Origin of the sequence: Shinella sp. WSD5-1, from assembly GCF_963942435.1 — a bacterium.
GTDB lineage: Bacteria > Pseudomonadota > Alphaproteobacteria > Rhizobiales > Rhizobiaceae > Shinella > Shinella yambaruensis.
Genome location: NZ_OZ012600.1, coordinates 271640 through 284707 on the forward strand (window position 1 = coordinate 271640; position 13068 = coordinate 284707).

Annotated in this window: 13 protein-coding genes; 12 read left to right on the forward strand and 1 reads right to left on the reverse strand. The window is 67.6% G+C overall.

The window, feature by feature from the left end; all coding sequences use genetic code 11:
- Positions 1–126 precede the first annotated feature (126 nt).
- The 7 genes from AABQ55_RS31690 to AABQ55_RS31720 all read left to right on the forward strand — a co-directional run bounded on the left by AABQ55_RS31690 (position 127) and on the right by AABQ55_RS31720 (position 7455).
- Entirely contained in the window at positions 127–1482 is a 1356-nt protein-coding gene (locus tag AABQ55_RS31690) for an FAD/NAD(P)-binding protein (RefSeq protein ID WP_272808864.1), read from the forward strand.
- A 66-nt stretch (positions 1483–1548) separates the two neighbouring features.
- Positions 1549–2013, forward strand: coding sequence for an RrF2 family transcriptional regulator (locus AABQ55_RS31695; RefSeq protein WP_272808865.1), 465 nt, complete (start codon positions 1549–1551; stop codon positions 2011–2013).
- 69 nt (positions 2014–2082) lie between these two features.
- On the forward strand, positions 2083–3396 hold the full coding sequence (locus AABQ55_RS31700) for an FAD/NAD(P)-binding protein (protein ID WP_272808866.1): 1314 nt from the start codon (positions 2083–2085) through the stop codon (positions 3394–3396).
- Between the two features lie 243 nt (positions 3397–3639).
- On the forward strand, positions 3640–4665 hold the full coding sequence (locus tag AABQ55_RS31705) for a sulfate ABC transporter substrate-binding protein (RefSeq protein WP_244769109.1): 1026 nt from the start codon (positions 3640–3642) through the stop codon (positions 4663–4665).
- A gap of 5 nt (positions 4666–4670) precedes the next feature.
- Positions 4671–5534, forward strand: coding sequence for a sulfate ABC transporter permease subunit CysT (cysT, locus tag AABQ55_RS31710; RefSeq protein ID WP_272808867.1), 864 nt, complete (start codon positions 4671–4673; stop codon positions 5532–5534).
- A complete protein-coding gene (cysW, locus tag AABQ55_RS31715; protein WP_272808868.1) occupies positions 5518–6384 on the forward strand; it encodes a sulfate ABC transporter permease subunit CysW in 867 nt (288 codons plus the stop codon). Before cysT ends, cysW begins: the two co-directional genes overlap by 17 nt.
- Positions 6385–6402: 18 nt before the next feature.
- Complete coding sequence (locus tag AABQ55_RS31720; protein ID WP_272808869.1) at positions 6403–7455, forward strand: sulfate/molybdate ABC transporter ATP-binding protein; 1053 nt, start codon at positions 6403–6405, stop codon at positions 7453–7455.
- Between the two features lie 39 nt (positions 7456–7494).
- On the opposite strand, the gene AABQ55_RS31725 is transcribed toward AABQ55_RS31720, so the two are convergent.
- Complete coding sequence (locus AABQ55_RS31725) at positions 7495–8397, reverse strand: LysR family transcriptional regulator (RefSeq protein WP_064333776.1); 903 nt, start codon at positions 8395–8397, stop codon at positions 7495–7497.
- A gap of 255 nt (positions 8398–8652) precedes the next feature.
- Between AABQ55_RS31725 and AABQ55_RS31730 the strand changes: the two genes are divergently transcribed.
- Genes AABQ55_RS31730 through AABQ55_RS31750 form a run of 5 tightly spaced genes read left to right on the forward strand, consistent with a single transcriptional unit; the run spans position 8653 to position 12913 of the window.
- Positions 8653–9429, forward strand: a complete 777-nt coding sequence (locus AABQ55_RS31730; protein WP_244769113.1) for a 5-oxoprolinase subunit PxpA — start codon at positions 8653–8655, stop codon at positions 9427–9429.
- Between the two features lie 23 nt (positions 9430–9452).
- On the forward strand, positions 9453–9695 hold the full coding sequence (locus AABQ55_RS31735; RefSeq protein WP_244769114.1) for an acetyl-CoA carboxylase: 243 nt from the start codon (positions 9453–9455) through the stop codon (positions 9693–9695).
- Positions 9692–11077: an acetyl-CoA carboxylase biotin carboxylase subunit gene (locus tag AABQ55_RS31740; RefSeq protein ID WP_272808870.1), complete on the forward strand. Its 1386-nt coding sequence runs from the start codon at positions 9692–9694 to the stop codon at positions 11075–11077. Before AABQ55_RS31735 ends, AABQ55_RS31740 begins: the two co-directional genes overlap by 4 nt.
- Entirely contained in the window at positions 11077–11952 is an 876-nt protein-coding gene (locus tag AABQ55_RS31745) for a 5-oxoprolinase subunit B family protein (protein WP_272808871.1), read from the forward strand. Before AABQ55_RS31740 ends, AABQ55_RS31745 begins: the two co-directional genes overlap by 1 nt.
- Positions 11942–12913 carry a 5-oxoprolinase subunit C family protein gene (locus AABQ55_RS31750; protein WP_272808872.1) on the forward strand — a complete coding sequence of 324 codons (972 nt, stop codon included), beginning with the start codon at positions 11942–11944 and terminating at the stop codon, positions 12911–12913. Before AABQ55_RS31745 ends, AABQ55_RS31750 begins: the two co-directional genes overlap by 11 nt.
- Positions 12914–13068: the final 155 nt, after the last annotated feature.

A 13068-nucleotide genomic window follows, 5' to 3' on the forward strand; every position in this document is an offset into this window, starting at 1 on the left:
AAGGCCTGCCGGAACCCGCACCGCACGCCCGCCGTTTCCTTCCGCAGATCATGCTTGATAATAGTCTATAGATTTAATGGATAAATCTCGCTAGAGTATCGGCACGGTCCTGGCAGGAGGGAGTGCATGACGCTGGAAACGGATGTGGCCATCATCGGTTCGGGCTATTCGGCCGTCGCGCTCGCGCTGAACCTCGTCGACCTGCTGCCCCCCGCAGTGAAGATCAGCCTCGTCGGCAAGGCGGCCGCGCAGGGGCGGGGCATCGCCTATGCCACCAAGGCGGAGTGCCATCTCCTCAACGTGCCGGCCGGGCGCATGAGCCTTTTCGCCGACCGGCCGAATCATTTCCTCGCCTGGCTTGCCGCGCAGGGCTATCCTTGGTCGGCCGAGGATTTCGTGCCGCGCCGCATCTACGGCGCCTATGTGCGCGACAGCCTCGACGAGGCGATGAAGCGCACCGGCAACCGCGCCGCGCTCACCCTCGTCGACGCCGAGGCGCTGGGCGCCGCGGCCGGGCAGGATGGCGGGCTGGTCTTCGCGCTTTCCGACGGCGGGCGGCTTTCCGCCCGTGTCTCGGCGCTCTGCACCGGTGCCGGCACGCGCCGCCTGCCGCTGCCGGAGGCGGCGATCCCGGCCGCGGCGCGCCCCTTCGTCGTGGAGGATCCCTGGGCCGACGCCTGGTGGGAGCGCCTGCCGGCGGATGCGGACGTGCTCTTCGTCGGCACGGGCCTCACCACCGTCGACCAGCTGCTGCTGCTGAAGCGCCGCGGCTTCCGCGGCACCATGCATGCCCTGTCGCGGCACGGCCTGCTGCCGCAGCCGCATCTCGCCCGCCGGGCCGATCCGGTGGAGACGGCGCTCGTTCCGGGCGGGGGCGAGATCAGCGCCATGCTGGTCTCATTGCGCCGGCAGGCCGCGGCCGCGCCGGACTGGCGCGCCGTCATGGACGGCCTGAGGCCGGTCACGCAGGCCCTCTGGCAGGGCTGGAGCGCGGTCCAGCGCCGCCGTTTCCTGCGCCACGCCGCCTCCTTCTGGAATGTCCACCGCCACCGCATGGCGCCGGCCGTCGCCGAGGAGATCGAGGCGCTGCGCAGGTCCGGCCAGCTCGTCATCCACCGCGGCCGGCTGGAGGCGCTGTGTCTCAGGGACGGCCGGCTTGCCGCCGTTCTCAAGGACGGTACGCCGCTGGCGGCCCATCTGGTCGTCAACTGCACCGGCCTCGACCGATGTACGGTCGCCGCCTCGCCGCTTTTGACGAGCCTTGCCGAGCGTGACCTCGTCCGGCCCGATCCGCACGGCCTCGGCATCCTCGTCGACGACGCGGCGGCGGTGCTTGCCGGCGACGGCGCCCGCACGGCGGGCCTCTACGCCCTCGGCCCGCTCACCGCCGGCCATAGCTGGGAGATCACCGCCGTTCCCGATATCCGTGTCCAGGCGCGCGCGGTCGCGGCGCGCATCAATGCCGAGGTCGCCGCCGGATGAGGAGGCCCTCCGGCGCCCCGAGCGGCGTGCCGGTTCCGCGCCCGCACCGCGTGGCCCGCTGACGCCATGGTCGCGCTGAAATCCAAATATGCCCTGCGTGCCCTCATCGCGCTGGCGCGCGCCGGCCCGGGCGAGACCCTGCAGATCGGCACCATCGCCGCCCGCGAGGCGATCCCGAAGAAGTTCCTCGAACAGATCCTGCTCGACCTCAAGCATGCCGGCCTCGTGGCCAGCCGGCGGGGCCAGCACGGCGGCTATCACCTGCTGCGCGCGCCGGAGGAGATCGCCGTCGGCGAGGTGCTGCGCATCCTGGAAGGCCCCTTCGTGCCGCTTGCCTGCCTTGCCGATGGCGGGCACCGGCGCTGCGCCGATTGCCGCGACGAGCGGCTTTGCGCCGTGCGCCGCGTCTTTGCGAAAGTGGCCGTCGCGTCCGGCGAAATCCTCGACGGCACGACGCTGGCGGACGTGCTGTCCGACCCCGCCGACAGGCTGGACGGCGAGCGGCCGCCAATTATTCTAGTAAAAAGGTAGAAAATTATCGCGCGCTGCGCTATCATGGCGATCAGGCGTCTCGGTTCATCGAGAGGGAAGGGACAGCGCATGTTCTTCGAAAGGGCCGTCGGGAAAGAGGGCGCGCGGCCGGCAGGGCAGCCGGTGATGCGCATCGCGGTGATCGGCGCCGGACCGTCGGGGCTTGCCACGGCCATCGCGCTGATGCGGCGGCTCCATCGCCCCTTCGAGGCCTGGCTGATCGATGCCGAGGATGCGCCGGGCGCCTTCGCCGACGGCGCGGCCGGCCGGGCGCTGACGACGGAGCCGGCGCGCGACCTCTCCGTCGTGCCGGATCGCCCGGAGGATTTCTGCGACTGGCTGAAAACGGGCCTGTTCTCGGGCGGTGCCGTCGCGGCGTTGCGCGGGGCGCAGGACCTGCACGTGCCGCGCAGCCTGTTCCGCGATTATGTCATGGCCCGCTTCGCCGAGGCGCTGGCCCTCCGCCGGGACGTGCGCATCCGCACCTTCCGCGGCGCCGTGCGCCATATCGGCCTGCGCGCGGAGGGCCTGCGCATCGGCTTTCGCGACGGGGAATATGCCGACTTCGACCATGTCGTCGTCGCCACCGGATTCGGCATCGCCCAGCGCGAGGCCGCCTCCTGGCGCGCCGCGCGGGCCGCCGCCGAGCGCTTGTCGCAGGCGGAAGCGCCGCCGCCGCTGACGCTGGTCGGCAACGGGCCTCGCCTTGCCGCCATCCTGCTCGACCTTCGGGCGGGCGGTTATGCCGGGGAGATCCGTGTCGCCGCGGCGGCAGGCCGCCTGCCGCAGCCGCATGGCCGCGGCGAGGGCGGCATGACGCTCGGCGTGCCGCCCGCCACCCGGTCCCTGAAGGACGCCTTCCGCTATATCCGCAGGGAGTGTAGGGCCGCGGAGGCCCAGGGCGGCGGATGGCAGTCCGTCGTCGATGCCGCCTCCGCCCGCCTTTCCGTCGTCTGGCGCCATCTGCCCCAGGCCGAGCGCAACCACTACCGGCGGCATCTCCTCGGCCTGCACCGGCACTTCTCCATCCGCATCGCGCGCGACATCCACCGCCGCCTCGCCGGCGAGTTCGAGACCGGCCGCACCCGCTTCGTGCCGCCCTGCGATCCGAAGTCCTCCGGCGAAAACACCATCGATTGCCGCGAGACGCCGTCTGCCCGCGCGCTGGCCGGCCTGCTCGGCCGTGACGCCGCCCCGCTCACCGTCGACGAGTGCGGCCGTCTCGCCAGCCACGAGGCGGTATTGGGCGGCCTGTCCGTGGTGGGCGCCGTCGCCTCCAGCCTGCGGCCCGGCCCGTTCACCTTTGCCGAAACGGTGCGGCAGGCCTACAGGGCCGTGCTCGATATCCAGACGCAGGGCCTTGCCCGCGTCTCGCAGCGCTGAAGACGTATCTGCCGCGAAAAAAGGTCGGGCGCAGCGGCGGAAACGGCGGTTTTTTGTGGATGCATTTTGCGTGCGAAGTTGGATTAGCGGAATGAAATGTTCGGCTCTTGCGGGTATCCACAGGTTGTCCGTTGCGCGCTTCCGGCCTGTTTGAAACCCGTTTTGCGAGTTGCAGAGGCATTGTTGACTAACTCTACTAATTCACTAGGGTTTGTGTGGGATAGAAATCCAAGGAGGTTGGAGATGTCGATATTGGCCAAACGGTTCGGGGCTTTGATCGTGGGTGTCGGGCTTGCGCTCGGCGGGGTGACGGGGGCGTTCGCACAAACGACGCTGCTCAACGTCTCCTATGACCCGACGCGCGAGCTCTACAAGGATTACAACGCGGCCTTCGCCAAGCACTGGAAGGCGCAGACCGGCGAGGACGTCACGATCCAGCAGTCGCATGGCGGTTCGGGCAAGCAGGCCCGCGGCGTGATCGACGGCCTGGAAGCCGACGTGGTGACGCTGGCGCTCGAAAGCGACATCAACGCGATCGCCGAGAACACCGACAAGATTCCCAAGGACTGGCGCACCCGCCTGCCGAACAATTCCTCGCCCTACACCTCGACCATCGTCTTCCTGGTGCGCAAGGGCAACCCCAAGGGCATCCAGAACTGGGGCGACCTGGTGAAGGACGACGTGCAGATCGTCACCCCGAACCCGAAGACCTCGGGCGGCGCCCGCTGGAACTACCTTGCGGCCTGGGCCTGGGCGAACGAGGAATTTGCCGGCGACCAGGACAAGATCAAGGCGTATATCGCCGAGCTCTTCAAGCGCGCGCCGGTGCTCGACACGGGTGCACGCGGCTCGCTCACCACCTTCGCGCAGCGCCAGATCGGCGACGTGCTGCTTGCCTGGGAGAACGAGGCCTATCTCGCGGGCGCCGAGTTCGGCGCGGATTCCTTCGACATCGTCTGGCCGCCGATCTCGATCCTCGCCGAGCCGCCGGTCACCGTCGTCGACGGCAATGTCGACGCCAAGGGCACCCGCAAGCAGGCGGAAGCCTATCTGGAATACCTCTATTCGGACGAGGGCCAGAACATCGCGGCCAAGCACTACTATCGCCCGTCCAAGCGCGATGTGGTGGCACCCGAGTTGCTCAAGCAGCTTCCCGACATTAAGCTGGTCACCATCGACGACCCGATCTTCGGCGGCTGGGTGAAGGCACAGCCCGAGCATTTCGGTGACGGCGGCGTCTTCGACCAGATCTACAAGCCGGGGAACTAACAGTTTTGACGACTTCTGCTGCTGCTTCCGGGCGGTGGCGACTGAGACAACCGAGCGTCATTCCAGGATTCGGACTGACGCTCGGTTTTTCGCTCGCCTATCTGACCCTCATCATCCTCATCCCGCTCGCCGGCCTCGTCTGGCGCTCGGCCGGGCTATCGGGCGCGGAATTCCTCGCCATCCTCTCGGACCAGCGCACCCTCAATGCGCTGAAGGTCTCCTTCGGCACGGCCTTCATCGCCGCGCTCGTCAATGTCGTGTTCGGCGTCATCGTCGCCTGGGTCATCGTGCGCTACGAGTTCCCCGGCCGGCGCATCATCGACGCCATCGTCGACCTGCCCTTCGCGCTGCCGACGGCCGTCGCGGGCATCTCGCTCGCCGCGCTCTATGCGCCGAACGGCTGGATCGGCCAGATCCTCAACCTCTTCGGCATCAAGGCGGCCTTCAACCCGACCGGCATCGTCATCGCGCTCGTCTTCATCGGCCTGCCCTTCGTGGTGCGCACGGTGCAGCCGATCATGGAGGAGATCGACCGCGAGGTGGAGGAGGCGGCCGCGACGCTCGGCGCAGGCCGCTTCCAGACCATTTCCCGGATTCTGCTGCCGGGCCTCTCCCCGGCGATCCTGACGGGATTCGCGCTTGCCTTCGCCCGCGGCGTCGGCGAATACGGCTCGGTCATCTTCATCGCGGGCAACATTCCCTACGTCTCGGAAATCGCGCCGCTGCTCATCGTCATCCGCCTGGAAGAGTTCAACTACGGCGCGGCGGCGGCGATCGCCACCATCATGCTGGGGCTGTCCTTCGCCATGCTGCTGTTCATCAACCTCGTCCAAGCCTGGAACCGCCGGAGGTATGGCCATGGCGCATAAGTCCTTTCGCCTGCGCTCCCCGACGACGGAGGCGCCGCTCGCACGCTATATGCTGATGGCGGTCGCCTTCCTCTTCCTGGCGCTCTTCCTCATCCTGCCGCTCGTCGCCGTCTTCATCGAGGCCTTCCGCAGGGGCGCGGGCGAGTTCTTCGCCTCGCTCGACGATCCCGATACGCTGGCCGCGATCCGCCTGACGCTCACGGTCGCCGGCATCGCCGTGCCGCTCAACCTCGTCTTCGGCGTGGCGGCGGCCTGGGCCATCGCCAAGTTCGAGTTCAAGGGCAAGGCGTTCCTGACGACGCTGATCGACCTGCCGTTCTCCGTCTCGCCGGTGATTTCCGGCCTCGTCTACGTGCTGCTCTTCGGCGCCGGCAGCGCGCTCGGGCCCTGGCTCAAGAGCCACGGCATCGAGATCCTGTTCGCCGTGCCGGGCATCGTGCTCGCCACCGTCTTCGTCACCTTTCCCTTCGTCGCGCGCGAGCTGATCCCGCTGATGCAGGAGCAGGGCACGGGCGACGAGGAGGCGGCCCTGTCGCTCGGCGCCTCCGGCTGGCAGACCTTCTGGTACGTGACGCTGCCCAACATCAAGTGGGGCCTGCTCTACGGCGTGCTGCTCTGCAACGCGCGCGCCATGGGCGAGTTCGGCGCGGTCTCGGTGGTCTCGGGCCATATCCGCGGCCTCACCAACACGATGCCGCTGCATGTGGAGATCCTCTACAACGAGTACAACTTCGTCGCCGCCTTCGCGGTGGCCTCGCTTCTCGCCGCGCTCGCCCTCGTCACGCTCGTCGTCAAGACGGTGCTCGAACTTCACTACGGCGCGGAAATCGCCGCCGGCCGCAAGCATTGACCTGAAAGGCACGCCCGTATGGACGTCAGTGTAAAAAACATCCGCAAGGAATTCGACCGATACCCGGCGCTCAACGATGTCTCGCTCGACATCCGCTCCGGCGAGCTGATCGCGCTTCTCGGCCCCTCCGGCTCCGGCAAGACGACGCTCCTGCGCCTCATCGCCGGCCTGGAGCAGCCGACCCTCGGGAAGATCTATTTCGGCGCCGAAGACGCCTCGCACCGGACGGTGCAGGAACGCCATGTCGGCTTCGTCTTCCAGCACTACGCGCTCTTCCGCCACATGACCGTCGCCGACAACATCGCCTTCGGCCTCACGGTGCGCCCGCGCGGCGAGCGGCCGGACAAGGCGGAGATCCGCCGCCGCGTCGGCGAGCTCCTGGAGATGGTGCAGCTCTCCGGCCTCGAGAAGCGCTATCCGAACCAGCTCTCCGGCGGCCAGCGCCAGCGCGTCGCGCTCGCCCGCGCCATGGCGATCGAGCCGAAGGTGCTGCTGCTCGACGAGCCCTTCGGCGCGCTCGATGCCAAGGTGCGCAAGGAGCTGCGCCGCTGGCTGCGCGAGTTCCATGACCGCACGGGCCACACCACCGTCTTCGTCACGCATGACCAGGAGGAGGCGCTGGAACTTGCCGACCGCGTGGTGGTGATGAGCCAGGGCGCGATCGAGCAGGTCGGCTCCTCGGACGATGTCTACGACCGCCCGAACTCGCCCTTCGTCTTCTCCTTCATCGGCGACAGCGCCAGCCTGCCGATCCGCGTGGCCGATGGCGCGGTCCACTTCCAGGATACGCCGGTCGGCATCACCCCGCGCGCCAGCGACATCGCGTCCGGTGCCGGCACGCTGTTCTTCCGCCCGCAGGATGTGGTCCTCATCGAGGATCCCGCCGCGCCGGCGCTCGAAGGCCGCGTCGCCACCTCGCGCCGCCTCGCCGGCACCCGCATCGCCGACCTCGACATCGGCAGGCCCGGCGCGCCGCACCATGTCGAGATCGAGGTGCCGCTGGAGGCGACCGCCGCGACCGGCACGGCGATCCGCTTCCGCCCGACGCGCTGGAAGACCTTCGCGGAATAGAGGCCGCTCGGCGGCCATGGCGATGCCCGTAAGGGCCGCTCACCGTTCCGGCAGGTGGAAGGCCTGCTGGAAATAGGAGCGGAAGGCGAGCATGGGCGGGGAAAGCTCCATGTTGCGCCGCCAGGCGAGGCCGACATCCATGGCGGGTACGGCATCGCTGATATTGACCGTCTCGATGCGCCGGCCCTCCAGCGACCAGGGCCGGTGCACCATGTCGGAGAGGATCGCCACGCCCTGGCCGTTGGCGACGAGCGAGCGCACCGCCTCCACCGAGGAGGTGCGCAGGATGACGCGGGGCTGGTAAGGCGTCGTGCTCCAGTATTTGAGGGCGGAATGCGCCGCCTCGTCCACCGTCAGCATGATGTAGGGTTCCTCCGCGATCTCCTTCAGCCCCACCGTCTCGGCCTGCAGCAGCGGATGCTGCGCCGGCAGCCAGAGGCGGCGCGTCGAGCTCAGCACCTTCTCCGTCACCAGCGCGGGATTGAGGATGTTGGAGGTGAGCAGCACCGACATGTCGTAGCGGTTGCTCAAAAGCCCCTCCTCGATCGACTCGCGATTGAGCTCGAAGAGCTGGATGTCGAGCTTCGGGAAGAGGCGCCGCAGCCGCTCGATATGCAGCGGCAGGAAATAGCCGATGACCGTATAGGTCGCCGCGACCGTCAGCGTGCCCTCGATCTCGCTGCTGACGGCATTGAGGTGCACCGCCTCGTCGACCTTCTTCAGGATCTCGTAGGCATGCGACAGGAACTGCCGGCCGGCCGGCGTCAGGTCCATGCCGTGCGGCGTGCGCAGGAACAGGCCGACGCCCACCGTGCGCTCCAGCTCCTTGATCGCCGTCGTCACCGCGGACTGCGAGATCGACAGGTCGACGGCGGCCTGCGAGATCTGCCCGAGCTCGGCCGTCGCGACAAAGTAGCGGATCTGTCTGAGGCTGATCGTCAAGGCTGTGCCATCCCTTCTGATTTATTGCGGCAAGGTATCGGAAAATCAGAAGGAGCGATATCGAAATGGGCATGGCGTCGCGCCATTGCGGGCATTCCGCGCATATCCATTTGATTTCCCATATTTTTGCGCCGCAACAAAAAGAGGCAACGGGTTCTGATTTTCAGAATTTATATATGGAAAAATAGAATTTTTCAAAAGGCGGAAAACGACCTAGCGTTTCCCCGTCGGGAAAAGCAGGCGAGGGAAGAGACAGTGCGCGAGGTCGTCGACATCAATTGCGACATGGGCGAGGCCTTCGGCCGCTGGCGCGTCGGCGACACCGACGATGCCTCCCTGATGCCGCTGATCAGCTCGGCCAATATCGCGGCCGGTTTCCACGCCGGCGACCCGAACCTGATGGACCAGACCGTGCGGCTTGCCGCCGAACACGGCGTCGGCATCGGTGCCCATCCGGGCTACAACGACCTGCAGGGTTTTGGCCGCCGCAAGATCGCCGGCACCGCCCGGGAACTCGTCAACGACATCATCTACCAGGTCGGCGCCATCCGGGAATTCGCCCATCGCCACGGCGTGCGCCTGCAGCACGTCAAGCCGCATGGCGCGCTCTACATGGAGATGGCCGCCAATCCGGAACTGTCGCGGATCTTCGTGCAGTACATGCGCACCGTCGAGCCGAATGCCTACATCTTCTGCATGGGCGGCTCGGCCACCTGGCGCGCGGCCGGGGAGGCCGGCCAGCCGGTCGTGCGCGAATTCTATGCCGACCGGGACTATGACGACAGCGGCTCCATCGTCTTTACCCGCGATGCCGGCCGGCCCGATCCGGCGGCGATCGCCCGCAAGGTCCTGCGCGCCTGCAAGGAGGGCAAGGTCAGGACGGTGACGGGAAACGACATCGCCATCGACTTCGAGTCCATCTGCTTCCATTCCGACACGCTCGGCGCCTTCGACATCGTGCGCCAGATGCGCGAGGCGCTGGTGGGGGCGGGCATTCGCATTGCGCCGGTCTCGGACGTGGCCGGGCGCTGACGTCATAAAGTGGAGAGAGAACCATGAGCAAGATCGAGATCAGATCGCCCCTGCCGGGCACCTTCTACCGGGCATCCTCGCCGGACGTCCCGCCGTTCAAGGCGGATGGCGACGCCGTGGCGAGCGGCGATGCGATCGGGCTCATCGAGGTGATGAAGACCTTCCAGGAAGTGCCGGCCGGCGTCGAGGGCAGGAACATCACCTTCCTCGTCGACAACGAGGAGCCCGTCATGGCAGGCCAGGTCATCGCCGAGGTGGAGGCATGACCATCCGCTCCATCCTCGTCGCCAACCGCGGCGAGATCGCGGTGCGCATCATCCGGGCGGCCAGGGCGCTCGGCATCCGCACCGTGCAGGTTCACAGCGCGGCGGATGCCGACATGCTGGCGGTCAAGCTCGCGGACGCCGCCGTCGACATCGGCTCGCCGGCGCCGAAGAAGTCCTATCTCAACATAGCGGCGGTGGTGGACGCGGCGAAGGCCGCCGGCGTCGATGCGGTGCATCCCGGCTACGGCTTCCTCTCGGAAAATGCCGATTTCGCCGATGCCGTCGAGGCGGCGGGCATGGTCTTCATCGGCCCGAAGGGCGACGCGATCCGCCTGCTCGGTGACAAGGTCGCGGCGCGGGAAGTCGCGGCGAAGGCCGGCGTGACGACGGTGCCGGGGAGCGCAGGGCGCCTCTCGACGATCGAGGAAGCGCGGGCCGTGGCGGAAAGAACCGGCTTTCCGATCATGATCAAGGCGGCGGCAGGCGGCGGCGGCCGCGGCATCCGCATCGCCGCCGACCGTGCCGACCTGGAGCGCCATTTCCCGCAGGCCTCCGCCGAGGCGCTCGCCGCCTTCGGCGATGGCGGCCTCTATCTGGAGAAGGTCATCACCCGGGCGCGCCATGTCGAGGTGCAGATCCTCGGCGACGGGCAGGATTTCATCCATTGCTTCGAGCGGGAATGCTCGCTGCAGCGCCGCCGCCAGAAGGTGTGGGAGGAGGCGCCGTCCTTCCTGCTGCCGGCGGATGTGCGGGCGCGGCTTTGCGAGAGTGCCGTGGCGCTTGCCCGTGCGGTCGGCTATCGCGGCGCCGGCACGGTGGAATATCTCTATGACGAGGCGACGCGGGAATTCTACTTCATCGAGGTGAACACCCGCATCCAGGTCGAACATCCGGTGACGGAGATGATCACGGGCATCGACCTCGTCGAGGAGATGATCCGCATCGCCGGCGGCGCGCCGCTGTCGATCCGCCAGGCGGATGTCGCGGCCGAGGGCCACGCCATCGAATGCCGCATCAATGCGGAAGACCCTGCCAGGGGGTTCATGCCCGCGCCGGGAACGATCACGAGGCTCGTCGTGCCTGAGGGCGAGGGCATCCGCTTCGATACGATGCTCTACGAGGGCTACACGATCCCGCCCTTCTACGATTCGCTCGTCGGCAAGCTCGTCGTCTGGGCCGAGACGCGCGAGGCTTGCCTCGCACGGCTGAAGGGCGCGCTGGAGGGGCTGGCGATCGAGGGCATCCCGACGACGATCCCGCTGCATCTGGCGCTCACCGCGGACGACAGCGTCCGGCGCGGGGCCTTCGACACCCGCTTCCTCGAACACTGGCTTGAAACCGAATTCGCCGCAAGGGCCGGCACGACTGCGGAGGTTGCCTGATGAGCATCCGATACACATTTGGCGGCGACGAGCACCTCTTCGTCGAATGCAGCGAGGAGATGTCGCTCGAAGCCTTCTTCAAGAGCCTTTCCATGGCGAAGGGCGTGCGCGAGAGCGGCATCAGGGGCGTGACGGAGATCTGCCCGGCCAACGCCTCCTTTCAGGTGAAGTTCGATCCCGACCTCATCCATCCCGACGACATCCTGCGGGAAGTGAAGGCGATCGAGGGCGCGGCGGAAAAGGCCGAGCCCGTGCTGAAGACCCGCATCGTCGAGATCCCCGTCTTCTACAACGATCCCTGGACGCACGAGACGCTGATGCGCTTTCGCGAGCGCCACCAGGACCCGTCGGGCACCGACCTCGACTATGCCGCGCGCATCAACGGCTACGGCTCGGTCGAGGATTTCGTCACCGCGCATTCCGGCTCGCCCTGGTTCGTCTCCATGGTCGGCTTCGTCGCGGGCCTGCCGTTCATGTACCAGATGGTCGAGCGAAAGCGGCAGATCCAGGTGCCGAAATACCTGCGGCCGCGCACGGACACGCCGAGGCTGACGGTCGGCCATGGCGGCTGCTTCGGCTGCATCTATTCGGTGCGCGGGGCGGGCGGCTACCAGATGTTCGGCATCACGCCCATGCCGATCTTCGACCCGGCGCAGACGACCAGTTATCTTCGCGATTTCATGGTCTTCTTCCGCCCCGGCGACATCGTCAAGTTCAAGCCGATCGATCGCGACGCCTATGACCAGGCGGTGGAGGATGTCGACCGGGGCCGTTTCGCCCCGCCCATCCGCGAGGTGCGCTTCGACCTCCGGGACTTCCAGAAGGATATCGACGGCACCAACGCCAAGCTGGAGGGCATGCTCCATGGCCATTAAGGTTCTCCATCACGGTCTTGCGACCACCGTCCAGGATCTCGGCCGGCCCGGCTATTTCCACCTCGGCATCCCCGTCGGCGGGGCGATGGACCGTTTCGCCATGCGCGCGGCGAATTTGCTGGTCGGCAATGACGAGGGCGCGGCGGGGCTCGAGGCCGTCTTCATCGGCCCCAAGCTGGAATTCACCGAGGATGCGCTGGTCGCCGTCACCGGTGCCGACATGCCGGCCAAGGTGGACGGCGTTGCCCAGCCCGGCTGGACGGCCTTCAAGGTGAAGGCGGGCCAGACGCTGACCTTCGACTTCCTGAAGTCCGGCGCGCGCATCTTGATCGCGGTCTCCGGCGGCATCGATGTGCCGGAAGCGCTCGGCAGCCGCTCGACCTATCCGATCGGCGCGCTCGGCGGCTACAAGGGCCGGCCGCTTGCCGCGGGCGACGAATTGCCGGTCGGGAAGGCAAGCCTTTCCAGCGAGGGAAGAACGGTGCCCGAGGCGCTGCGCCGCACGCCGGGCCTGCCGGCGGCGCTGCGCGTCGTGCCGGGCCTCTACTGGCATCGCCTGACCGAGGCGTCGCAGGAGAACTTCTTCGCCGACGAATGGAAGGTGGCGAACGAGGCCGACCGCATGGGCTATCGCTTCAAGGGCGGGCGCAAGCTGGATTTCGTCGCGCGCGACCAGCCCTTCGGGGCGGGTTCCGATCCGTCGAACATCGTCGACAGCTGCTATCCCTATGGCTCGATCCAGGTGCCCGGCGGCACGGAGCCGATCATCCTGCACCGCGACGCCGTCTCCGGCGGCGGCTATTTCATGGTCGGCACGGTCATCTCCGCCGACATGGACCTGATCGGCCAGCTCCAGCCCCACACGCCAACCCGTTTCGTCAAGGTGACGATGGAGGAGGCGCTGGCGGCACGGAAGGCCCGGCAGGCGAGCCTCGCGCAGCTGCGCGAAGCGCTGGCATAGGGGGAGGGGGCATTGTCCGCGGAGCGACGGCGGCTTTGGGTGCACCCCCCTCTGGCCTGCCGGCCATCTCCCCCACAAGGAGGGAGATCGGCCAGGGGCAAGACCCTTGCTCCATCGGCGACGTTGGAGATGGGCGAAACGGTGCTCCATCCGAT